The sequence below is a fragment of the Paenarthrobacter ureafaciens genome (assembly GCF_004028095.1).
GTDB lineage: Bacteria > Actinomycetota > Actinomycetes > Actinomycetales > Micrococcaceae > Arthrobacter > Arthrobacter ureafaciens.
On sequence record NZ_SBHM01000007.1, the window covers coordinates 2,691,700 to 2,713,414 of the forward strand.

The 21,715-nt window shown below is 64.9% G+C and carries 14 protein-coding genes; 6 read left to right on the forward strand and 8 right to left on the reverse strand.

Annotation, left to right across the window (positions count from 1 at the left end; genetic code table 11):
- Positions 1-94 precede the first annotated feature (94 nt).
- The 3 genes from AUR_RS16700 to AUR_RS16710 all read right to left on the reverse strand — a co-directional run bounded on the left by AUR_RS16700 (position 95) and on the right by AUR_RS16710 (position 4,250).
- On the reverse strand, positions 95-775 hold the full coding sequence (locus tag AUR_RS16700; RefSeq protein ID WP_062095808.1) for a Maf family protein: 681 nt from the start codon (positions 773-775) through the stop codon (positions 95-97).
- Between the two features lie 228 nt (positions 776-1,003).
- Positions 1,004-3,529: an MMPL family transporter gene (locus AUR_RS16705; RefSeq protein WP_062095810.1), complete on the reverse strand. Its 2,526-nt coding sequence runs from the start codon at positions 3,527-3,529 to the stop codon at positions 1,004-1,006.
- A gap of 1 nt (position 3,530) precedes the next feature.
- Positions 3,531-4,250, reverse strand: a complete 720-nt coding sequence (locus tag AUR_RS16710; RefSeq protein ID WP_021471406.1) for a TetR family transcriptional regulator — start codon at positions 4,248-4,250, stop codon at positions 3,531-3,533.
- Between the two features lie 189 nt (positions 4,251-4,439).
- Here AUR_RS16710 and AUR_RS16715 point away from each other — a divergent pair, with 189 nt between their 5' ends.
- On the forward strand, positions 4,440-5,783 hold the full coding sequence (locus AUR_RS16715; RefSeq protein ID WP_062099095.1) for an HNH endonuclease: 1,344 nt from the start codon (positions 4,440-4,442) through the stop codon (positions 5,781-5,783).
- Positions 5,784-5,805: 22 nt separating this feature from the next.
- Here AUR_RS16715 and AUR_RS16720 read toward each other — a convergent pair whose 3' ends face one another.
- The 5 genes from AUR_RS16720 to AUR_RS16740 form a co-directional block, all read right to left on the reverse strand.
- Positions 5,806-6,294, reverse strand: a complete 489-nt coding sequence (locus tag AUR_RS16720) for a YbjQ family protein (RefSeq protein WP_021471404.1) — start codon at positions 6,292-6,294, stop codon at positions 5,806-5,808.
- An 88-nt stretch (positions 6,295-6,382) separates the two neighbouring features.
- Complete coding sequence (locus AUR_RS16725) at positions 6,383-7,816, reverse strand: dicarboxylate/amino acid:cation symporter (protein ID WP_128397211.1); 1,434 nt, start codon at positions 7,814-7,816, stop codon at positions 6,383-6,385.
- A gap of 113 nt (positions 7,817-7,929) precedes the next feature.
- Positions 7,930-9,612 (reverse strand): DUF885 domain-containing protein, encoded by a 1,683-nt coding sequence (locus AUR_RS16730; RefSeq protein ID WP_062095815.1) that lies wholly within the window; start codon positions 9,610-9,612, stop codon positions 7,930-7,932.
- 50 nt (positions 9,613-9,662) lie between these two features.
- Positions 9,663-9,851 (reverse strand): acyl-CoA carboxylase epsilon subunit, encoded by a 189-nt coding sequence (locus tag AUR_RS16735; RefSeq protein WP_082694426.1) that lies wholly within the window; start codon positions 9,849-9,851, stop codon positions 9,663-9,665.
- Positions 9,852-9,895: 44 nt separating this feature from the next.
- Complete coding sequence (locus AUR_RS16740; protein ID WP_062095819.1) at positions 9,896-11,479, reverse strand: acyl-CoA carboxylase subunit beta; 1,584 nt, start codon at positions 11,477-11,479, stop codon at positions 9,896-9,898.
- Between the two features lie 239 nt (positions 11,480-11,718).
- Between AUR_RS16740 and AUR_RS16745 the strand changes: the two genes are divergently transcribed.
- The 5 genes from AUR_RS16745 (at position 11,719) to AUR_RS16765 (ending at position 21,572) form a co-directional block, all read left to right on the forward strand.
- On the forward strand, positions 11,719-12,585 hold the full coding sequence (locus AUR_RS16745; RefSeq protein ID WP_062095821.1) for an SDR family oxidoreductase: 867 nt from the start codon (positions 11,719-11,721) through the stop codon (positions 12,583-12,585).
- A 57-nt stretch (positions 12,586-12,642) separates the two neighbouring features.
- Positions 12,643-13,557, forward strand: a complete 915-nt coding sequence (locus AUR_RS16750) for a biotin--[acetyl-CoA-carboxylase] ligase (protein ID WP_021471398.1) — start codon at positions 12,643-12,645, stop codon at positions 13,555-13,557.
- Positions 13,550-14,149 (forward strand): PH domain-containing protein, encoded by a 600-nt coding sequence (locus AUR_RS16755; protein ID WP_021471397.1) that lies wholly within the window; start codon positions 13,550-13,552, stop codon positions 14,147-14,149. The genes AUR_RS16750 and AUR_RS16755 overlap by 8 nt, the downstream gene beginning before the upstream one ends.
- Entirely contained in the window at positions 14,139-15,311 is a 1,173-nt protein-coding gene (locus AUR_RS16760) for an adenylate/guanylate cyclase domain-containing protein (protein ID WP_062095823.1), read from the forward strand. Before AUR_RS16755 ends, AUR_RS16760 begins: the two co-directional genes overlap by 11 nt.
- Positions 15,312-15,440: 129 nt before the next feature.
- Positions 15,441-21,572 (forward strand): Ig-like domain-containing protein, encoded by a 6,132-nt coding sequence (locus AUR_RS16765; protein ID WP_062095825.1) that lies wholly within the window; start codon positions 15,441-15,443, stop codon positions 21,570-21,572.
- Positions 21,573-21,715 lie beyond the last annotated feature (143 nt).

A 21,715-nucleotide genomic window follows, 5' to 3' on the forward strand; every position in this document is an offset into this window, starting at 1 on the left:
CTTCTGTCCTTCAGGGAGCCTAGCGCGATTGTGAGGGTTCCGCCCATATTGATGGCGGATTCCGTGTGTGAAGCGCTGTTCCTTTGTAGGGTTGCTACAAAGCCGGGTTCGCGCCGGGCACAGCCCACAGTTCGGTGATTCCCACATTCGCGTGGCTGAGCAGCTCGCGGAGCGTGGAGATGGAAAGCCCGACGACGGCGTGCGGGTCGCCGTCGACCTTGCGGATGAAGGCCCCGCCAAGGCCGTCGATGGTGAATGAGCCCGCGCAGTGGAGCGGTTCACCGGTGGCAATGTAGGCGTCGATGTCCTGGTAGGACATCTCGGCGAAGTGTACTTCCGCGCTGGAGACGGCACCCAAAGTGGCGCCGGTCCCGGCGGCGGGCTCGTCGTCGTCGACGTCGTCGACGTCGGCGGCAGTCTCCCGGCAGTCCACCAGCCAGTGCCCCGTGTGGAGGACCCCTTTGGATCCGCTCATGCGCAGCATCCGTTCGCGGGCAACCTCGGCGGTGTACGGCTTGCCGTGCGATTCGCCGTCGAACTCGAAGACCGAGTCGCAGCCGATCACCAGGGCGCCGTCCGCCTCGGGGAGCGCCGCTACGGCCTCAGCTTTGGCCCGGGCGAGCAGCAGTGCGGTGTCGTGGGGATCAGTGACGCCGTACCTGGCCTGCACCGCGTCCTCATCCACGTCCGACACCAGGATGTCGTGCTGGATGCCCGCTTCGGCGAGGAGCTTGGTGCGGGCAGGGGACTGGGAGGCAAGGATCAATCGGGTCACCCCACCAAGCCTAATACCCCCACCGCCCCCCGATGCTCTATCACTTCCCGCCCCCAAACGCCCGATGCTCTATCACGTCCCGCCCCCAAACGCCCGATGCTCTATCACGTCCCGCCCCCAAACGCCCGATGCTCTATCACTTCCTTCAGGCAAGCGATAGAGCATCGGGGATATCCGGTGGTTATGTGATAGAGGAACCGGGGGTGTGGGTGGTGACGTGATAGAGGGTTAGTGGACGAGCTCCGCCGAGCCGGCCTTCGGGCGGTCGCTGCGGTTCAGCTTGGCGCCCTCAACGTCGACGTCCGGCAGCAGGCGGTCCAGCCACTTCGGCAGCCACCAGGCCTTCTCGCCGAGCAGGTACATGATCGCGGGCACGATCGTCATGCGGACAACGAACGCGTCAATCAGCACACCGAAGGCCATGGCGAAACCGAGCGGGCGGACCATGGTGAGGTGGCTGAAGATGAAGCCCGAGAACACGCTCACCATGATGATCGCGGCGGCCGTCACCACGGCAGCTGCGTGGCTGAAACCGGTCCGGACAGCGTGCCGGGCGTCTTCACCGTGCATGTAGGATTCCCGCATGCCCGAGGTGATGAACACCTGGTAATCCATGGCCAGGCCGAACAGCACGCCGATCAGGATGATGGGCAGGAAGCTCAGCACGGCACCCGGATTGGCGACGTCGAAGATTCCACCGAGCCAGCCCCACTGGTAAACAGCTACTACGGCGCCAAACGCTGCGGCCAGCGACAACAGGAAGCCGCCCGTGGCCAGCAGCGGCACCACGATTGAGCGGAAGACCAGCAGCAGGAGGATCAGGGACAGCCCGACGACGATCGCCAGGTACGGCGGCAGGGCGGCGCCGAGTTTCTCGGAAACGTCCACGTTGCCCGCAGTCTGGCCGGTCAAGCCGATGGAAACCCCGGTGTCCTCGCGGATCTGGGCGCCCTTTTCGCGGAGGTCCGAGACCACCTTCACGGTGCTGGCGCTTGCCGGGCCTTCCTTGGGAATGACCTGGTAAACCGCGGTGCTGCGGTCCTCACTCAGGGCAAAGGGCACGGCAGCAACCACGTTCTCGACGCTGCGCAACTGCTCCGCGACATCGAACTGCTTGTTCTTGGCATCGTTTTCGCTGAGCCCGGCGGGCAGTTCGCCAACCACGATGATCGGGCCGGTCACGCCTTCGCCGAAACTGTCGCGCGTCAGGTCGTACGCCTTGTAGGCCTGGGAGTCCACAGGTTCGGACCCGCCGTCGGGCAGTGCCAGCCTCAGCTGCGATGCGGGCAGTGCAACTGCCCCGAGCAGTACCACGCTGAGAATCAGCGCCACCCACGGATGGCGGGTGACCAAGCCACCCCAACCGCGCGTGCTGCGCTTCTCGTCCAGTTCGCGGTCGGCAGCTTCATGGCCGGGTTCGGCGTTGTGCCGGGCGGCCTTTGCCCAAGCCCGCTTGGAGATAAGCCGCCGGCCGATCAGGCTCAGGACGGCCGGTGTCAGGGTCAGGGCTACGACGACGGCGACGGCTACAGTCGCTGCTGCTGCCACACCGAGGATTGCCAGGAACGGCAGCCCGGGAATGACCAGGGCGGCGAGGGCGATGATGACCGTCAGGCCCGCAAACATGACGGCATTGCCCGAGGTGCCTGTGGCCAAAGCGACGGATTCCTCGCCATCCATGCCGGCAAGCAGCTGGTTGCGGTGCCGGTTGACGATGAACAGCGAGTAGTCAATGCCCACGGCCAGGCCCAGCATGAGTGCGAGCATGGGGGAGATGGAGCTCATGTCGATCACGCCGGTCAGCGCGAACGTGCCACCGACGCCCACGGCCACGCCGATCAACGCCATGATGAGGGGCAGGCCCGCAGCAATGAGCGTGCCGAGCATCAGGATCAGGACCAGTGCGGCAACCGCAACACCAACGATTTCCGCCACGCCGAAGATCTGCGAAACGTCTTCGGTGATGTCCTTGCTGGCATAGGCAGTCACGCCTGCTGAGGAGACCCCGTGGACGATGTCCTGTACTTCCTGCCGGACGGCGGGCGGGACGGCGTTGATGGACGTCTTGAACTGGATCTGCGCGATTGCTGCCTTGTTGTCGCTGGAAACGAAGCGCAATCCTTCAGAGGCTTGCGCCTCCCGCTTGCCGAGGGCCAGCGCAGCGGCGCCGTCGGCAGCTTCCTTGGCTCCGGCGTCGAGCTTCTCCTTGCCTGCCGCGAGCTCGGCACGCCGGGGAGCCAGCTGTGCCTCGATCTGCGCCGGCGGCAATCCGGCCGCAACAAGCTGCTGTTCGGCCGCGGCCAGCTGTTCTTCGCCGGCCGCAATCTGTGCGCGGGAAGCGTCCAATTGGGCCTTGCCCGCTGCAGCCTGGGCCTCGCCCTCGGAGATCTTGGCGGCTGCCTGGTCCAACCGTTCCTGCGTGGTGAAGGGGTTGACCACGGACTGGACGTCGGGGAGTTTTTCGAGTTGGGCCAGGGCGTCGGCCACAGCGTCCTTGCCCGCTTGGTCGAAACCTGAAGCGCCTGCCTCGAACGCCACGCTCGCGGACCCGCCCGACGCATCAGGGAGTGCTTCCTTCAGCTTGTCAGCCATCTGCTGGGTTTCGGTGCCCGGGATGGTGAAGTTGTTGGACATGGTGCCGTGGAACGCGGCGGCAGAGCCGCCCACAGCGACCAAAACGGCCAGCCAGAGTGAGATGACCAGCCAACGGCGGCGGTAGGAAAACCGGCCGAGTCGGTAGAGGAACGATGCCATGTCAGAACCGATCTGTGGTGGGTGGAACGGAGGAAGTGCCTTCGGTGCGCGAAGACGGGGACAACGACGGCGCGAAGCCGGCTCCGAGGAGCCCCATCGCGTCGATGAGGTGCTGGCGGAGCACCGCCAGGGATTCGGGGGAGAGGTCCGGTCCGCATTCGGCGAACCAGACGTTCATGGCAGCCTTGCCGCAGGAAATGACCGAGCCGGCCAGGGCATGCAGGTAGAGCTCACTGACGTCCGGCCCGAGCCTTGTGCGTGCGGCGGCGATGATTTGTTCGGTGCAGTGGTCCCAGGCCTCGAGTTCGGACCGGGCCAGGGATCGGTTGTCCTGGGTCAGGCTGAACAACTCGGCCATCGGAGCAACCGACATGGGGTCTGCCAGGGCCATGAGCGCGGCCTGGGCCGACTCGAGGATGGTCTCGTCGGCCGGACGCAGCTGGAACTGCTCGAGGGCGCGGTCCATGAACCCGTCAGCCACCGACGCGAGGGCCGCCTCGAGGCTGGGGAAGTAGTTGAAGAAGGTGCGGCGGGAGACACCGGCGCTGGCGGCAATGTCCTCCACCGTGAAGTTTCCCGAGCCCTTGGCCCGGAGTAATTCAAGGGCTGCTGCGGCGATGGAACTACGGGTGGCGGCCTTGTTGAGCTCCCGCCGGGAAGGGGTGCTCGACTCGCTCGCAGGCTGCGTGGAGGTGTCCTCCTGGCTGCTTGTTTGGGTCACATAATTACACTAAGTGCAAACTTGCACTCTGCGCAATTTGCTGTGGGAATCTGCGTTTCCGGCCGGGGAGGTTCGGGTCGGGCTAATAATGTCCGACCCCCTTGGCAGGATGGATTCATGGAAGGGAAACAGGCGCTGAGCTCGGGCACGCGGGCAATGGGCACGCGAGTGACGGCACCGCGGGCTCCGATGCTGCCTGTCCCCAACGCAGCGCCCGTGGTGGCGGAAGCTTCACGGGAGCCCGCCGAGGCCGCCCGGGCACTCATCGAACAACTTCGAGTGTTGGAAGATATGAAGTCCGCCATCTCCGGGCTGCAGGCAAAGATCGCAGCCTCCTTCGAACTCGCCCAACGCCAGGCAGATGCGGCGGCAGGCGTGCCCGCCCCGAAGCAGGGCGGGGGAGCTGCGGCGCAGATCGCCCTGGCCCGGCGCGAGTCGCCCCATCGCGGATCGAGGCTCCTAGGGCTCGCCAAGGCACTGGTCAAGGAGATGCCACGGACCCTCGCCGCCCTCGACTCCGGTTTGCTCAACGAGTGGCGCGCCACCCTTCTGGTGAAGGAAACGGCGTGCCTGTCCGCCGAGGACCGCTGCGCCGTGGATGAAGAGTTGGCTCCGGACACCGGGACTTTGGACGGCATGGGGGATCGGGCGATCATCGCCGCTGCCAAAGCCGCTGCGTACCGACGTGACCCGCGATCGGTTACCCGGCGGGCCGCACATGCTGCCAAGGAGAGGCACGTCAGCATCCTGCCCGCGCCGGACACGATGACGTATCTGACTGCCTTGCTGCCCGTTGCCCAAGGCGTCGCAGCTTATAAGGCTCTCAAAGAAGCTGCTGACTCAGCCCGATGCTCCGGTGACGAACGCTCCCGCGGCCAAGTCATGGCGGACACGCTAGTGGAGAGACTCACGGGGACGCCGGGCGGTATTTCCAAGGTGGAAGTGCAGCTGGTCCTGACGGATCGCACCCTGTTCCAGGGCGACAGCGAACCCGCAAGGCTTGAGGGCTACGGCATAGTGCCGGGTGGCTGGGCCAGGGGGCTTGTGGGGCTGGCCGGGGCTCAAAACCCTTCCGGGCACGTCAAGGCTCAAGGGCTTCCCGGGCAAATACAGCCGGCGCCAGCGGACCCAGGCTTCGTGGTCTGGCTTCGAAGACTGTACACAGCACCGAATACCGGGGAACTCGTGGGCATGGATTCCAAAGCCAGGCTCTTCCCACCCGGCATGCGGCGATTCATCGAGGCCCGCGATGCTTCATGCCGAACACCCTACTGCGATGCGCCCATCCGGCACATCGACCACATCGTTCCATGGCAAGGCGGTGGACCCACCAGCCTCGGCAACGGCGCAGGGCTGTGCGAACAGTGCAATCACACCAAGGAAAACCCCGGGTGGGCCGCGAAGCCACTGGCAGACGCCTCCGGGGTGCACGCCTTGGACCTGACCACGCCCACGGGCCACACGTACCGGTCCAAAGCACCACCGTTGCCGGGAGCGGCACCGTTGCCGGGGCATGGTCCTGCCTGGGTGTAGCTTGGACCCTGCCCCGGACGGCTTAGTACTGTGACTGGCGTGGGAAAGGCTGCGACTGGCCCGGCTGCTGCGCGCCCGCTTGCGGCTGGACGGGAGGAGCCGGCTGGGCCGGGGGTGCAGGCTGGCCCGCTCCCTGCTGGGGTTGCTTGGTCAGGTAGATCGACTGCCCCGTGGCGCCCGGTTCTCCTTCGCCCAAGGGAAGCACGTAGACGGCAGTGCCGTAGGCGCACACTTCGGTCCAGTTGGTGCCCATCTCCGAGGTGTCGAACCGCATGGCCACAATGGCGTTGGCTCCGCGCTGCTGGGCCTCGCTGACCATGCGGGCCATGACTTCCTGCCGGCTCTCGTACAGCGCGCGCGTCATCTCGGGCAGTTCGCCGCCGCCCAAGGAGCGGAAGCCGGCCAGCATCTGGGACCCGATGTCCCGTGAACGCACGGTCAGGCCCATCACTTCGCCAAAGACGGCGTCGATGCGGTGGCCCGGAATTTCATTGGAAGTGACAATCAGCATGCCCCGAGCCTACTCAGGATCCGACCTTAAACGACGCAATCCCCCGGGATTTCTCGCCAGGGGATTGCGGAGGGGATTGCGGAAGCCCTTAACGCTTGGCGTCAGCCAGTTCGCGCTCTTCAGCAACGGCTGCAGCCTTGTCGGCAGCGAACTCGTCATTGAACGCGGCACCGTTGCGGGGAGCGTTGTACAAGGACTGGTCCAGGATGCCTTGGCGCTTGGCCACGAGGGTCGGCACCAGGGCCTGGCCTGCGACGTTGACGGCGGTGCGGCCCATGTCCAGGATGGGGTCGATCGCCAACAGGAGCCCGACGCCGGCCAGCGGCAGTCCCAGCGTGGAGAGCGTCAGCGTCAGCATGACGACGGCGCCCGTGGTGCCTGCCGTTGCCGCGGAACCGAGGACCGAGACCAGGACGATCAGCAGGTACTGGCTGAAGTCCAGGTTGATACCGAAGAACTGGGCCACGAAAATGGCGGAAATGGCCGGGTAGATCGCGGCGCAGCCGTCCATCTTGGTGGTGGCACCCAGCGGCACGGCGAACGACGCGTAGCCGGAAGGAACGCCGAGGTTGCGCTCGGTGACACGCTGCGTGAGCGGGAGCGTTCCGATGGAAGAGCGCGAAACGAAGGCGAGCTGCACAGCCGGCCATACACCGGAGAAGTACTGCTTGATGGACAGGCCGTGGACACGGACCAGCACCGGGTAGAGAACGAACAGCACCAGGGCCAGGCCGATGTAGATGGCCGCGGTGAACTTTCCGAGGGAACCGATGGTGTCCCAGCCGTAGATGGCTACAGCGTTGCCGATCAGGCCCACGGTACCAATCGGAGCAACGCGGATGATCCACCACAGGACCTTCTGGATGACTGCGAGGGCGGAGGCGTTGAAGGTGAGGAAGGCTTCAGCCTGCTTGCCCACCTTCAGTGCTGCAATACCGACGGCGATGGCCACAACCAGGATCTGCAGGACGTTGAAGGAAACGGACGTGCTGACAGTCGTGGCAGCGTTGGCGCTTTCGGTGACGGTGGAGCTTGCGCCCAGGCCAAGGAAGTTCTTGGGGAAGAGTCCGGTGAGGAAGGCCCACCAGTCACCGGTCTTGCCGGCGTACTCGGCCTTCTGCGTGATACCCGTTGCCGCGCCGGGCTGCAGCAGCACGCCCAGACCGATGCCGATGAGCACCGAGACAAACGACGTGATGGCGAACCAGAGCAGCGTGTTCCAGGCCAGGCGCGCGGCGTTCGACACTTGCCGCAGGTTCGCGATGGAGCTCACGACGGCGGTGAAGATTAACGGAACGACGGCGGTTTGCAGCAGTGAGACGTAGCTGGAACCGATCGTCTGGAGCGTGGCGCCCAGGCCGTTGGGAGCAGCCTTGGTGCTGCCCGTGTACTTGGCGATGAGGCCGAGGGCCAAGCCGACGATGAGGGCGGCGATAATTTGGACGCCGAAGGAGCTCGCCCACTTGGGGAGCCGCGGACCGGCCTTGCCGGATGCAGGAGTGATGGTGTTTGAGGTGCTCACCGGAACACGGTAGGTGCTTCGCAAATAACATAGCGAACGGACGTTTAGAAATGTTACGTGCGAAAAAGTTATTCCCTGTGCGTTTGTGACGTTGCTCTCGGCCCCGACAATACTCACTCCAGCAACGCCCTTCGCAGCACATCCAGGCCGACCGAGCCTATGTTCAGGGCCTTGCTGTGGAAGGACTTGAGGTCGAAGCCTTCGCGGGACTCAAGTTCGGCGCGGATCTGTTCCCACAAGCGCTGGCCTACCTTGTACGACGGAGCCTGTCCCGGCCAGCCCAGGTAGCGGGCGAATTCGAACTGGAGTTGGCCTTCGCTGATGTCGAGGTTGGCTTTGAGGAAGTCGAAGCCCTTCTCCGGGGTCCATGTTCCGGTGCCCCAGCGTTCGGGAACGGGCAGCTCCAAGTGCACGCCGATATCGAACACCACGCGCGCGGCGCGCATGCGCTGGCCGTCCAGCATGCCCATGTGGTCGCCGGGATCCTTGAGGTACCCCAGTTCCAACATGAGCTGCTCGGCGTAAAGTGCCCAGCCCTCGCCGTGTCCGGAGACCCAGCAGACGTTTCGGCGCCAATTGTTGAGGAGTTCGCGGCGGTAGGTGGCCGTAGCTACTTGCAGGTGGTGACCGGGCACGCCTTCGTGGAACACAGTGGTGGTTTCGCTCCACGTGGCGAACGTGTCTTCGCCGGCAGGGACGGACCACCACATGCGGCCTGGGCGGGAGAAATCATCGGAGGGGCCGGTGTAGTAAATGCCGCCCTCGTCGGTGGGGGCGATCATGCACTCCAGGGTCTTCATGACATCCGGGATGTCGAAGTGCACGTCGGCCAGCTCTGCGACTGCCCGGTCCGACAGCTCCTGCATCCAGGCCTTCAGGGCATCGGTGCCTTTGATCTGCCGCGAGGGATCGTTGTTGAGGATTTCCTTGGCTTCTTCAATGCTTGCCCCGGGCTTGATCTGCCCTGCCACTTTCTCCTGTTCGGAGATGAGCCGTTCCAGCTCCTGCACGCCCCAGGCGTAGGTCTCCTCGAGATCGACGGCGGCGCCAAGGAAGGACCGCGACGCCAAGGCGTACCGTTCCCTCCCGACTGCGTCCTTGTCGGGGGCCTGGGGGAGCAGTTCGTCCCGCAGGAAATCACCCAGCGAACTGTACGCTTCGCGGGCCGCGGAGGCTCCGGCGTCGAGCCTTGCCTGGACGTCCGCCGGCAACGGCGCCCCGCCGGCGAGGGCATCGGAGGCGAGTTTTGCGAAGAAACCGTCCGCGGCGGCGTAGCGGCTGGTCTGGTCGATGACGATCCGGACCTGGCGTGCTGCGGAAACCTTCCCTGCGGCTGCGCCGGCGCGCAAGGACGAGATGTAACCGGCAATGGCCTCCGGAACGTTGGCCGCACGGCCGGCAATGTGCTCCCATTGCTCCACGGTGTCCGTGGGCATGAGGTCGAAGACGGCCCGGATGTCCTGCGCCGGGGAAGCGATGTTGTTCAGGTCCGCGGCGTCCCAACCGGACGCGTGGATTTCCAGCTCCAAGCCCAGGCGCTCGCGCATGGCGTCGAGGGTTACCGCGTCCGTATCGTCGCGCGGCTCCAGGGCCGCCAGCGCTTCCAAGGCATTCCGGGTGGCTTCGGCGTGGGCTTCGGCTCCGGCCGGGGAGAAGTCCTGGTACTCGGTTTCGTGTCCCGGCAACCCCAAGGTGGTGGCGAAGCTGGGGTTGAGTTCGATCAGCTTTTCTGTGTACGCATCAGCTACGGCGTCGATGGCGGTCTTGGCGCGTACGGGGGTGTTTGCAGTAGTCACCCCCAGAGCCTAGCCGCCACCTCCGTCACGTGAAAGGGTTGTTGAAAGCTTTAGCCGCGGCTGCGGCGCCATGCGCCCGGACCCGGGGTCGGGTCCAGCCGCAATTGCTGGCGGCGCACCCAGTGGCGCACGTTCGGCTGGGCTGCCTCCGGCGTCGGGGGTACTCCCACAGACGCGACGACGGCGGCAAGTGCCGCGAGTTCTTCCGGCGTGGGATCGCCTTTGACCACGGAAAACATGGGCAGTGCCGGCTCCTCGGCCGGCAGGGGGCTCTTTGCCGCGCTCACAGGGGAATGTTCCCGTGCTTCTTGGTGGGCAGGCTGGCCCGCTTGTCCCGCAGCGCACGGAGGCCCCGGATGATCTGCAGGCGGGTGTCCGACGGCGCGATGACGGCGTCCACGTATCCAAGCTCAGCAGCCTGGTACGGGTTGAGGAGTTCTTCCTCGTAGCCCTGGATGATCTCGGCACGGCGGGCCTCAACGTCGCCCCCTGCCTCGGCAACGGCGGCAAGGTCGCGGCGGTAGAGGATGTTCACCGCACCCTGCGCCCCCATGACGCCGATCTGTGCGGTGGGCCAGGCAAGGTTAAGGTCGGCTCCAAGCTTCTTGGAACCCATCACGATGTAGGCCCCGCCGTACGCCTTGCGGGTAATGACAGTGAGCTTCGGGACAGTTGCCTCGGCGTAGGCATACAGGAGCTTGGCGCCACGGCGGATGATGCCTTGGAATTCCTGGTCCTTGCCCGGGAGGAAGCCGGGGACGTCCACCAGCGTGATGATGGGGATGTTGAAGGCGTCGCAGTGGCGGACAAAGCGGGCAGCCTTCTCCGAGGCGGAGATGTCCAGGGTTCCGGCGAACTGCATGGGCTGGTTGGCCACGATGCCCACGGTGTGCCCCTCCACCCGGCCGTAACCGATGATGACGTTCGGGGCGTAGAGCGACTGCATCTCCAGGAAGTGCGCGTCATCGACGATCTGCTCGATCACTTTGCGCATGTCATAGGGCTGGTTGGCGGAATCAGGGATGAGCCCGTCCAAGGCGAGGTCGTCCTCGTCCAGTTCCAGTTCCTGGTCGTGCTCCACCACGGGGGCTTCGGAGAGGTTGTTGGACGGCAGGAAGTCGAGCAGTTCACGGACGAACTCGATCGCGTCGGCTTCATCGGAGGCGAGGTAGGTGGAGGTACCGGTGGTGGCGTTGTGCTGGCGGGCGCCGCCCAGGGTCTCCATGTCCACGTCCTCGCCCGTGACGGTCTTGATCACATCGGGGCCGGTGATGAACATGTGCGAGGTCTTGTCCACCATCACCACGTAGTCGGTGAGCGCCGGGGAGTAAGCGGCGCCGCCGGCGCACGGACCCATGATGAGGGAGATCTGGGGGACCACGCCGGATGCGTGCACGTTGTTGCGGAAGATGTCCGCGAACATTGCCAGGGACGCGACGCCCTCCTGGATCCGTGCGCCGCCGCCGTCGTTGATGCCAACCACCGGGCAACCGTTGCGGAGGGCGAATTCCTGGACCTTGACGATCTTCTCGCCGTTGACCTGGCTCAAGGAGCCGCCGTAGACGCTGAAGTCCTGGCTGTAGATAGCGATGAGGCGGCCATCTACGGTGCCGTAGCCGGAAACGACGCCGTCGCCGAGCGGCTTCTTCTTTTCCATGCCGAAGGCGGTGGAACGGTGGACAGCCAGGGCGTCGAACTCGACGAACGATCCGGGATCAACCAGCAGGTCGATGCGCTCGCGGGCAGTGTTCTTGCCGCGCGCATGCTGCTTCTCTATCGCTTCCGGGCCGGAAGGCTGCTCGGCACGGGCCTGGCGGTCGCGGAAGTCGGCAATCTTTCCCGCTGTCGTTGTCAGATCGTGGCTCATCAAGTGTCTCCGGCTCTGTAGCTGATATTCGCTGGCGCGGTTCTGGTTCGGCAAACAGCTGATTAAGTAGCTTCCGTACAAAGAACAGGCCCTGATGGCCAGTCTAGTGACGCCATAGCCGCGAACGGCTGTAGAAACCCTACAATTTTCTGCGCCCAAGCCCGAAGCCCTGCCTGTGCTTCAAGCCGCAGCACTCCTGATGTTACCCGTCAGTAACATCTTTGGGTTAGAGTGGCTTCATGACTCAAAGCAATGCCGCTTACGTTGCCACCGGCTCGCTCAAAGGCCGCACCATTATCATGTCCGGCGGGAGCCGGGGGATCGGTCTTGCCATTGCCACCCGGGCCGCCCGCGACGGCGCCAACATCGTGCTGATGGCCAAGACGGGTGAACCGCACCCGAAGCTAGAGGGCACGGTTTTTACCGCCGCGGAGCAGCTGGTCGCCGCCGGCGGACAGGCCCTGCCGATCGTAGGGGACGTCCGGAATGATGACGACGTCGCCGCTGCCGTGAGTGCCGCCGTCGAGCGTTTCGGGGGCTTGGACATCGTGGTCAACAATGCCTCGGCCATCGACTTGTCCCGCACGGATGCGATCGACATGAAGCGCTACGACCTGATGCAGGACATCAACGTCCGGGGCACTTTCCTGCTGTCCAAGCTGGCGCTGCCGGCACTGCGCGAGTCGGAAGACGCGCACATCCTGACGCTGTCCCCGCCGCTCAACCTGGATCCCAAGTGGGCCGGGATGCACTTGGCGTACACCATGGCGAAGTACGGCATGAGCCTGACCACGCTGGGCCTGGCCGAGGAACTCAAGGATGACGCCGTCTCCGTCAATTCGTTGTGGCCCTGCACGCTGATTGACACTGCGGCCATCCGGAACATGCCCGGCGGCCGGCAGATGGTCAGGGCTGCGCGTGGTCCGGAGATCATGGCCGATGCAGCCCATGCGATCCTGACGGGTGCCAACCTTGCGGCGGGCGGTTCCAAGAGCGGCAACTTCTACACCGATGAAGAGGTCCTGCGCGCGGCAGGGGTGTCCGACTTCGCCCCCTACAGCCTCGGTGCGCCGGAGGACCGCCTGGTCCCGGACATCTTCCTCTGACCGGATTCATACCCTCGGAGGAGAGCCTGGAGCTCCTTGACTGGATAGGATTCAGCTATGGATGCCCAACAGCCCGCCCCACGTGAAAGCCCCGGTTCCGGGGAAAACCCCGCACTGGATCAGCGGTCGCTGTTGGCGCCTGACTTCCTGTCCGCCACCGGCATCTCCCGCCTCGACGTCGTGGAGTCCACCGGGTCCACCAATGCCGACCTGGTGCGCGCCGTGACCATGGAACCCAAAAAATGGGCTGACCTGGCCGTCCTGACCGCTGAGCACCAGACCGCTGCGCGAGGCCGGTTGGACCGGCACTGGGAATCCCCGGAACGCTCCGCAGTCTCTGTTTCCATGGTGCTGCGGCCCGTTACGGCGGACGGCATGCCGGTCCCCACCCAAAGCTATTCATGGTTGTCCCTCCTGGCTGCCGTCGCGCTGCGGGAAGCGCTGCAGGAGACGGCAGGCGTGAAGGCTCAGATCAAATGGCCCAACGACGTCCTGGTCAACGGGCGCAAGATCGCCGGCATCCTGGCGCAACTAACGGCGCTTGGCGACGGCTCAGTACCTGCCGTCATCCTGGGTGTCGGCCTGAATGTCACCCTGACCGATGACCAACTGCCCGTCCCGACGGCCACGTCGCTTGCCCTCGAAGGAAGCACGACGACGGATCGAACGGCGCTGCTGAAGGGTTACCTGACGCACTTCACCAGGCTGTACCGCAGCTTCTGCAATGCCGAAGGCGATCCGCACGCCGGGCTTGCAGGTGGTCCGTCGCTGCATAAGAGGGTGGAATCGGCCATGATCACCCTGGGCCGCGAAGTGCGGGCCCACCTGCCGGGAGACCATGAGCTGGTGGGACACGCCTCGCGCCTGGATGACCACGGATCGTTGCTGGTAGTGGACCACGGCGGGCGGGAGCACGTGGTGACTGCGGGGGATGTGGTGCACCTGCGTGCCACAGAAAGCGGTTATGCGTAAAGAACTGCTTCCGGGGGAGCAGGTCCTGACCATCACGCGCCAGCAGGCCCGTTCACTCGTTTTACCGGCGCTGGTCTTCGTCCTGGTTCCGGCACTGGCAGGTTTCGCATGTGCTTGGATTATCAAGGGGAACCCGCAGCGCCTGGCCCCGTTCATAACGGCGGCCTGGACTCCCTGGCTCGTAGGAGCCTGCCTTGGCATGGCGGCGTGGGTCCTGCTCGCATATTGCCTCAAACGGGTGCTGCGCTGGCATTCCGTTCGCTACATCCTGACCAGCCGCAGGGTCCTGGCCAAGTCCGGGATGTTCCGCCGCGGTGAGTGGCAGGTGTCCTTGATGGCTGTCCGGAATGTGGGAATCGAACAGGGCATGATCCAGCGGTCCTTGCGCTCGGGGAATATATCCTTGGATACCGGGCACTCGGGAGTTTACCTGTTGAAGGATGTCCCGGAAGTCGGGAAATTCCGGGGCTTCATTCTTGATGCCATGGACCAGCTGCCCCGGGGCGAGGTTCTTGAAGGTGAAGTTCTGCCGGATGTCGATGTGAGTGGTTTGCCGTGGGAAGTGAGAGAAGGTGGAAGAGATGAGCGTTGAGGATCAGTCCGACGAGGACCTGGACCAGGAGTTCGACGCCGTACCCGAACCTTCAGAGGATGAAGACGCGGTACCGGAACCAGCCAAGGCCATACCCACCGGACCCCCTACCGGTGTCATGTCCGCAGAGCGGCTCGCGATCAAAGCGCTGGAAGCCAGGTTGCTGGGCGGTGAACGCAAGCTCCGTCGTCGTGAGATTGCTGCCGGTGCCGGCGTGTCGGTGCTTTCTGCCCGAAAACTGTGGCGCGCTCTTGGATTTCCAAACTTCGGTGACGACGACGTTGCCTTCACTGAGCGCGACCAGGCTGCCCTGACAACCATCCTTGACCTCGTCCGTGCCGGCCTCCTGACGGAAGAAGCCGCGATCTCCATCACCCGTTCCATTGGCCAGATGACGGACCGCATGGTGGTCTGGCAGATCGAGGCCCTGGTGGAGGACATGGTCCAGGAACAAGGGATCAGCGATGCCGTGGCGCGCAAGCAGTTGGTGGGCCAGCTGCCTGCCCTGGTGGATTCGTTGGAGGAGATCCTCGTCTACTCCTACCGCCGCCAGCTCAATGCCGGTGTGCAGCGGCTGGCAGTCAGGGCGGAAGCCGGACTGCAGGCCAGCGAAGAGGGCCGCGAAGGCGACGAAGACGATTCGCCCTTGCCGTTGGCCCGTGCGGTGGGCTTCGCGGACCTGGTCTCCTACACCAGCCTCTCCCGGCGCATGAACGAGAAGACGCTGGCGCAGATGGTGCAGCGTTTCGAGAACAAGTGTGCCGAGATCATTTCCATTGGCGGCGGCCGGCTGGTCAAGACAGTCGGTGACGAAGTCCTGTACATTGCCGAGACGCCTGCGGCCGGTGCGGAGATCTCCCTTGCCCTGGCCCAGGCCTTCACGGAGGATGAGATCCTCCCGCAGGCGAGGGTCTCCATGGTCTGGGGGCGCATCCTTTCCCGCCTTGGCGACATCTACGGGCCCACGGTCAACCTCGCCGCGCGGCTCACCAGCCTGGCGCAGCCCGGCACTGTGCTTGTTGATGCCATGACCGCGGCCGCCCTTGGCCAGGATGAACGCTTTGTGTTGATCCCGCAGGCCTCGGAAAACGTCCGCGGCTTCGGGGAGATCCACCCCGTCATGCTGGCCCGCGGCCGGGGCAAAGGGCTCGTCCTGGACTGAGTGGAGGGGCGTCAGTAGTGCAGGTCACATCTTCGCAAATCGATGGATTAACCCGGTAGGCTTGGGGACTGTTCGCGTCAAGCCAGCCGCGCGGAGGGTGACGGCTGCCTATTTAACCGGGGGAAGTCCATGGCTCCGAGCAGGAGGCCCGCCCAACGAGCGCCCAAGCGGCAACCATCACGGAAGCGGCGCGCCAGGATCCTGGGTGTCACCGCCTTCACGGCAGCTGCGGCGGTGCTTGTTACCGGAGCCATCCTCTACCCGGGTTTCAAAACCACCGAGGTGGACCTCAACGACGGCGGCGTCTGGGTTGTCAGCAAATCGAAGAACGCCGCCGGCCGGCTGAATTACCCTTCGAAATCCCTCGACGGTGCCGTCACTCCGGCCAGCGACGACTTCGAGATCCTGCAACAGGCAAGCGACATCTTCATTGACGACGCCGGCGGGGCGACGATCAACCCGGTCAGCGCCGCGAACATGCGCCTGGGCGGGGACCAGCAGCTTCCGGGAGCGGCGCACGTCAGCTTCGGCAGCAAGGTCCTGGCCGTCACTGATCCAGCCAAGGGCAAAGTGTGGGCCGTTTCGCCCACCTCGCTGGGCGGTTTCAGTGAAGAATCCACGCCATTGTTCGAACAGTCCCAAGGCATCACGTCCGTTGTGGGGACGGACGACACCATCCATACCCTCGACCCCAAAGCAGGGAAGCTTACCGCCACCACGGTGGATGCGGACGGCAACGTTGTGGACTCGCAGGTCCGCTCCGATGACTCCCTCAAAGCCGACGGCGACGTGCAGCTCACGGCCGTTGGCGGCAAGGCGGTTGTGCTGAACCAGGCCAACGGCAACATCATCCTGCCGGGCGGTTCAGTGGTCCATCTCGCCGATGCCAGGGACGCCAAGCTGCAGCAGGCCGGTCCGGAGGCCGGCACCGTGGCCATCGCCACGAAGGATGCCCTGTTGCTGCAGCCCTTGGACGGCGGCACGGCCAAAACCATTCGCGCCGACGGGCAAGGGACCCCGGCGGCGCCTGTCCATGTGGGTACGTGCACTTACGGGGCGTGGTCCGGGGCCAACAAGTACGTCCGGGAGTGCAGCAATGAAGCCGACAACCGCCGCGCCGACGTGCCCCAGGCGAGTGCGTCGCCGTCGTACGTTTTCCGGGTCAACCGCGACCTCGTGGTCCTCAACGACGTCAACTCGGGCAACGTCTGGATGGTCAACCAGAACATGCAGCTGGTGAACAACTGGGATGACGTCATTCCGCCCCAGCAGACCTCGGACGATGCGGACAAGGACTCCGCTGACGAAGTCCAGCAAACAGTCCTTCCGGATCGCAGCAAGCCGAACACCCCGCCGGTGGCCAAACCCGATTCCTTCGGAGTGCGCGCCGGGAAGACCACCATCCTGCCGGTACTGGACAATGATGCCGATTCCGACGGCGACGTCCTGACCGTCAGTGCCGCCGAACCGCTGAAATCGGGAGCGTTGTCCCCGGTTTACGGGGGGACGGGCTTCCAGATTGCGGTGCCGGCCGGCACCACAGGCACCGAAACCTTCAAATACTCCGTCGACGACGGCCGCGGAGGAACCGCTGCCACCGAGGTGGACCTGCGGGTGGTGCCGCCGGAGGAAAACAACGCCCCGCAACCCAAGCCAAACCGCAACAACACGCTGGTGGTGCAGGCCGGCAAGATAGCCAACCAGTACATCCTGACGGATTGGATCGATCCCGACGGCGATGACATCTTTGCCGTGGCGGCCTCGAGCAGCGATCCTGCCGACCAGGTCCGGATCAGGCCCGACGGCCTGCTGACGTTCCAGGATTCCGGAGCCGGTCCCGGCCGCAAGACCATCACGTTGACGGTGTCGGACGGCACCGACAGTACCGATGGGCAGGTCGTCGTGGACGTCCGCGCTCCCGGAGGCCTGCCGCCCATCGCCAACGCTGACCACGTCGTTGCGGTGGCCGGCCAGGACACCGTGATTGCGCCGCTCAAGAACGACACCGACCCCCAGGGCGGAACGCTCCGCCTGGCGCAGGCCCAACCCGATGGGCAGTCCACGGCGGTCATCGGGCCTGACCAGCAGACGTTCACGTTCAACTCCGGTGCCGTAGGCGCCCACTACGTGACCTACATGGCGACGAACGGGCCGGCGAGTGCCCAGCAGTTGGTCCGGGTGGACGTCGTCTCCGGCAACAGCGATGATGCACCAGTTGCCGTGCGGGATATTGCCCTGCTGCCCAGCGGAGGCAGCACCGTGGTTGACGTCCTCGGCAACGACTCGGACCCCGCCGGAGGCGTTCTGGTGGTGCAGTCGGTGACGGCAGTGGACGGCCTGCCCGTCAGCGTGGCGGTGCTGGACCACTCGGTCGTGAAGATCACTGACATCCGCGCCGAAGGCCAGTTGTCGTTGAAGTACACCATCTCCAACGGCAAGGCATCGGCAACCGGTGACATCTCGGTCCAGGTGGTGCCGGCGCCCACCAAGCTTCAGGCGCCGCAGGCAAAGCCCGACGACGTCACGGTGCGGGCAGGCGACGTGGTGACCATCCCGGTCCTGGAAAATGATGCGGATCCCAACGGGGGCGAACTCACCCTGGACCCGGTCCTCGCACAGCAGCCGGACGAGGCGGACGGCCGGATGTTCGTGGCCGGCAAGACCCTCCGTTTTATTGCCGGAGAAGAGGCCAAGACCGTCTACGCGATCTACAAGGTCACCAACGCTTCCGGCCAATCGGATTCCCAACAGGTCACCATCCGGATCAGGGCCCGGGACGACGCCACCAACAACCGGCCGGAGCCGAAGAACCTGACGGCCCGTGCGGTGGCGGGAATGACAGTCAAGATCCCTGTTCCGCTGGATGGCATCGACGCCGACGGAGACTCGGTCCAGGTGATCGGCATCGACAAAGCCCCGTCCCTGGGGACCGCCGTACTCCGCGACGGCTACCTGGAGTACACGGCCGGCGGTAAATCGGCGGGGACCGACACCTTCAGCTACCGCGTGAAGGACCGCATCGGCGCGGAAAATACCGGCAACGTCATTGTCGGTATCGCGCCGGCGGAAGCAGACAACCAAAAGCCAATAGCAGTGGATGACGCCATCGACGTGCGTCCAGGGCGGCGCGTCGCCGTCGATGTCCTCAAAAACGATTCCGACCCCGACGGCGACCCCATCGGCTTGGTGCCGACGTTCGATGCCAAACCCGGGCTGGAGGTCGAAGCCGTTGCCGGTAAAGCGGTGTTGACCGCGCCGGGTACCGCCGGCGTGGAGAGTATCAGCTACCGGATCCAGGATGACAAGAAGGCCGAAGCAAGTGCCGTGATCCGCGTCCAGACCAGTCCGTCGGCCCCGCTGCATGCACCGATCGCCGTTGATGACCATGTGACCCTCGCGGAGACGTTGGGGAAGACCGCGGTGGACGTGCCCGTCCTGAAGAATGATTCCGATCCTGACGGGGTAGCCGAAGACCTCAAGATCTCCTTGCCTGACGGCAACCCCAACGCCCGGGGGGGCACCTCGGGAAACGTGGTGGTCACGCTGGTGCCCCAGGACCAACTCATTCCGTACACGGTGACGGACATTGACGGCCAAACGGCCACGGCTGTCATGTGGATTCCCGGACAGGGCCTCCAATACCCGACCCTTTCCAAGACCGACGTCGTGGAAGTCACCGCGGGCAAGGAAGTGACGCTGTCACTGAAGGAGTGGGTCAAGGTCCGTGAAGGCCGCAGCCCGCGGATCACGGTGGCGGACAAGATCAAGGTCCAGGGCGGTGACCCGCTGAATGTCATTGCGGGCGACGGCGGTGCCCTCCGCTACGCTGCGCAGGCGGACTACGTGGGTCCCGGCTCTGTGACGTTCGAGGTCACGGACGGTTCCGGTCCCGACGATCCCGAGGGGCTGAAGTCCACGCTCACCATCATGACCAAGGTCCTGCCGGATCCCAATGCCAACCATCCGCCGACCTTCAGCGGTGCCGTCATCGACGCTCCGCAGGGCGATGTCACCGAACTGGACCTGTCGAACCTCGCCGGCGACGTGGATGAGCAGGACCAGGGCAAACTGAAGTTCGAATTCGACGGCCAGCAGCCCGGCGGGTTCGCGGCCCGGATCGACGGCACGGTCCTGAAAATCACGCCCGGCGGATCCCTCAACCCGGGCGCACGCGGCGTGGTGCCGCTGAAGGTGACCGACGGCCGGTCCGATCCGGTCCGTGCGGCCGTGACCGTCACGGTGGTTTCCTCCAACCGGCCCAAACCGGTGGCCAACGATGACGCCGTGGAGAAGGCCGATGCCGGCAAGCCGCAAACCGTCAATGTGCTCGGCAACGACTTCAATCCGTTCAGCGAGCCGTTGGGAATCGTGTCCGCGGTGGTGGAGACGGGTTCAGCCGGGCAGCCCGAAATCTCGGGCGACTCCATCACGGTGACGCCGTCCGCGGGCTCAAAGGGCGTGCTGGTAGTCCGCTACACCATCAAGGACAAGACTGACGATCCGAGCCGCCAGGCAGTGGGCCGCGTCCGCATCACTGTCCGGGATAAGCCCGATGCTCCTTCCGCGCCCGCGGCCACCGATGTCCGGAGCCGCACCGCCGTGCTCAAGTGGGCCCCGCCGTCGGACAACGGCGCAGCCATCACCAAATACACCGTGAAGGCTGCGGGATTCCAACAGGAATGCCCCACCACCACCTGCACCCTGACGGGGCTGACCAACAACGTGAGCTACGTATTCACCGTGACGGCCACCAACGAGGTCGGGGAGTCCGGTGCGTCGCCGGCTTCCAACGAGATCAAGCCTGACGAAAAGCCGTCACCGCCGGACGCTCCCGCCGTGAAAGCCGGGGACAAGGACCTGGCCATCACGTGGACCCCCGCGAAGACCGAGGGCTCACCCGTCAAGCACTACAACCTGGAGATTTCCCCGCCCCCGGGCAACGGAGTGGCGGTCAAGAACGAGGTCACCGGACTCTCCTACACCTGGACCGGACTCACCAACGGGGTCAACTACAAGGTTCGGGCCCAGGCGGTCAACGAGCTCGGACCTTCCGGCTGGAGCCTGTACTCCGCCGAAGACCACCCGGCCGGTCTTCCCGGCGCCCCGGCGGCGCCCACCACCGCCGTCGTGTCTTCCGTGGGTTCGCAGAACCAGCTCCGGGCTGACTGGACAGAACCGGACATCAACGGCGACCCCATCAAGAACTACTACGTCACCATGAGCGGGGGCAGCGGCGCTACGCAGACGCAGACCGTTCCGGGCAATACCCGTACGGCCACCTTCACGGCGAATAACTCGGAATCCGGCTACACGTTCACTGTGCAGGCCGGGAACAAGGCCGGCAAGGGTGCGGTCAGTGCGGCCTCTGCTCCACGGCGGGCAACCGGCAAGCTGGGAACCGTGGGCAACGTCAGTGCCACACCGGCCAACACCGGGGGAGCAGGCGGCCAGCTCACCATCAACTTCACAGTGTTGAACCAAGCCCAACGCAACGGTTCAAGCGCCAATGAAGTCAGTTACACCTACCGCGCCAGCACCGGCCAGTCCGGCCCCATCCAACCGGGGCAGACCGTTGGAGGTTTCGCCAATGGCCAGGCCAGCAGCATCACGGTGACTGCCCAATCTTCCGTTGCACCGAGCTCGGATGCGAGTGCTCCCGCCACGGCCACGCCGTATGGTTCGCCCGGAACGCCATCGGCATCGGGGACCAACGGGGCGATGAACGATCCCTCGGTCACCCTCAACTGGTCCTCGCCGTCGACGTCCACCAATGACGTCAAGACCACCAAGATCAGGATCAACGGCGGCGCGTGGGAGACGGTCGCGGCATCCGGCAGCCGGACTATCAATACCGGCGGCTACGAACAAACACGGACCATTGACGTGCAGACCTTCAACTCCCTGGGTACCGGTGGGCCGGTAGCCAGCGCCAGTGCCACGTCGGGCAAGAAGGGGGAGTGGACCACCACCATGAACCCGGGTGCCGTGGAGCGCTCCTGCAGTTACACCCTTGGTGGATCAAATTACGATCCCAACAAGTTCACGTGCGACGGTAAGGGCGGCAACCAGCCCCCATGGATGTACACCTCGGACCAAGGCAAGATTGTTGTCCGTTGCTACATCGATCAGTCGGATGGCTGGGTGGGCATGCAGCGCTGGTGGCGGATTGAATCCGGCTCCTACCGGAACGTGGGCCGGTACATCATTGCAGGTCACACCTATCTGGGTGATCCAGCAGGCCTCGGAGCGCCCCGATGCTGACCCGTCGCAAGGCCGCCAACAGGGGAGAGGTCCCCATCGCCGCGACCGGGACTAAGACAGTATGCTGTCAAAGCCATTGGAGAGTCCGGTATCGGCTTTCCATGATGGGCCGTGTGGTGAGTGGGATAGTCTTAGGGACTGAA